Origin of the sequence: Dietzia sp. E1 (assembly GCF_014145015.1) — a bacterium.
GTDB lineage: Bacteria > Actinomycetota > Actinomycetes > Mycobacteriales > Mycobacteriaceae > Dietzia > Dietzia cinnamea_A.
On sequence record NZ_JAALDU010000135.1, the window covers coordinates 1 to 1,586 of the forward strand.

2 protein-coding genes are annotated in these 1,586 nt (G+C 69.0%); both read right to left on the minus strand.

All coding sequences use genetic code 11. The features are described 5' to 3' along the window. On the minus strand, window positions 1–428 hold a 428-nt coding region (rplQ, locus tag G6030_RS05680), incomplete at its 3' end, for a 50S ribosomal protein L17 (protein ID WP_182642469.1). A gap of 34 nt (window positions 429–462) precedes the next feature. After that, window positions 463–1,497: a DNA-directed RNA polymerase subunit alpha gene (locus G6030_RS05685; protein WP_007628082.1), complete on the minus strand. Its 1,035-nt coding sequence runs from the start codon at window positions 1,495–1,497 to the stop codon at window positions 463–465. Window positions 1,498–1,586 lie beyond the last annotated feature (89 nt).

The following is a 1,586-nucleotide window of genomic DNA, read 5'->3' on the forward strand; positions in this document are numbered from 1 at the left end:
GTGGCGGCCGGCGCGGCGGCGGCCTTGGAGGCGGCGGCACGGGTGGCGCGGGAGGCCTCGGCGGAGGCGAGCTCCTCGGTGACGAGCGCGATCATCGCCATGGGCGCGTTGTCGCCCTTGCGGTTCTCGAGCTTGACGATCCGGGTGTAGCCACCGTCGCGGTTGGCCGCGCGCGGTCCGATCTCGGCGAACAGCTTGTGCAGCACGTCCTTGTCGCGGATGACCTTGGCGGCCTCACGACGGTCAGCCAGCGTGCCGCGGCGGGCCTTGGTGATGAGCTTCTCCGCGTAGGGGCGCAGCAGCTTCGCCTTGGTCTCCGTGGTGCGGATGGCATCGTGCTCGAACAGCTGGGTGGCCAGGTTCGAGAGGATGAGCCGCTGGTGGGCGGCGGATCCGCCGAGGCGGGCGCCCTTCTTGGGCTTGGGCATCAGATTCTCCTAGGAATGGTGTTCCGGCCGCTCGTCAGAGCTGCTCGGTCTCGGCGTAATCCTCGCCGCCCTCGTCGGTCCACGTCCCGGTCTCGGCGTCGTAGCCGGCGACCGAGGCGGGATCGAATCCGGGGGGCGCGTCCTTGAGCGACAGGCCCAGCTCGACGAGCTTGACCTTGACCTCGTCGATCGACTTCTGGCCGAAGTTGCGGATGTCGAGCAGGTCCGACTCGCTGCGCGCCACGAGCTCGCCCACCGTGTGGACGCCCTCGCGCTTGAGGCAGTTGTAGGACCGGACCGACAGGTCCAGGTCGTCGATGGGCATGCCGTAGGCGGCGATGTGGTCGGCCTCGGCCGGGCTGGGCCCGATCTCGATGCCCTCCGCCTCCTCGTTGAGCTCACGGGCGAGGCCGAAGAGCTCGACGAGGGTCTTGCCGGCGGACGCCAGGGCGTCCCGGGCGGTCATCGAGTTCTTGGTCTCGACGTCCAGGACCAGGCGGTCGAAGTCGGTGCGCTGGTGCACACGGGTGGCCTCGACCTTGTAGGTCACCTTGAGGACGGGCGAGTAGATCGAGTCGACGGGGATCCGGCCGATCTCGTGGCCCGCGTCCTTGTTGAGCCCGGCGGGCACGTAGCCACGACCACGCTCGACGACCAGCTCGATCTCCAGACGGCCCTTCTCGTTGAGAGTGGCGATGTGCAGGTCCGGGTTGTGCACCTCGACGCCTGCGGGCGGGACGATGTCACCGGCGGTGACGGCGCCCGGGCCCTGCTTCTTGAGGTACATGGTGACCGGCTCGTCCTCGACGGACGAGACGACCAGGCCCTTGAGGTTGAGGATGATGTCGGTGACATCCTCCTTGACACCCGGCACGGTGGTGAACTCGTGCAGGACGCCCTCGATGCGGATGCTGGTCACGGCCGCGCCCGGGATGGACGACAGCAGCGTGCGCCGCAGCGAGTTGCCGATGGTGTAGCCGAAACCGGGCTCGAGGGGCTCGAGCACGAACCGCGAGCGGTTCTCGGAGACGACCTCCTCGGTGAGGGTGGGCCGCTGGGAGATGAGCATGTGCTACCTCTTTCGATTCTCGGCGCCCGCTATTTGACGCCGTGGGAACCCACCGTCGCCGGGCGGGCCGCGGTGTGCGGCCCGCCCGG

Bases quoted from the DNA above. Each gene is read 5' to 3' on its own strand.
- G6030_RS05685 (WP_007628082.1), bottom strand. From the start codon at position 1,497: ATGCTCATCTCCCAGCGGCCCACCCTCACCGAGGAGGTCGTCTCCGAG.